Source organism: Pantoea sp. EKM20T (assembly GCF_011800485.1).
Taxonomy (GTDB): domain Bacteria; phylum Pseudomonadota; class Gammaproteobacteria; order Enterobacterales; family Enterobacteriaceae; genus Pantoea; species Pantoea agglomerans.
Genome location: NZ_JAALFW010000055.1, coordinates 1 through 241 on the forward strand (window position 1 = coordinate 1; position 241 = coordinate 241).

Here is a 241-nt window from a genome sequence, read left to right on the forward strand (position 1 = left end):
TGGCTGTCGCTGTAAACGTAGGTCAGCGGGATCCCGTCGTGGATTTCCTGCAGCAGGCGGTAGCCTTCCCACACAAAACGCGTCGTGACGGCGTTGCCAGACGGCCTGCCCTGTAACAACTGCTGGCTGGTTTACTGATGCGGCGTCCAAGCGGATCGTAGCGGAAACTCACTTTAGGGCGCTGCTTGTTACAGTCACGCGGTTCGCTGATGACATCCGTCAGGGGATGCTCAACATAGTA

1 pseudogene is annotated in these 241 nt (G+C 57.7%); it reads right to left on the reverse strand.

The window, feature by feature from the left end:
• Positions 1–241: pseudogene (locus tag HFD94_RS23085) on the reverse strand (hypothetical protein); the annotation flags it as partial.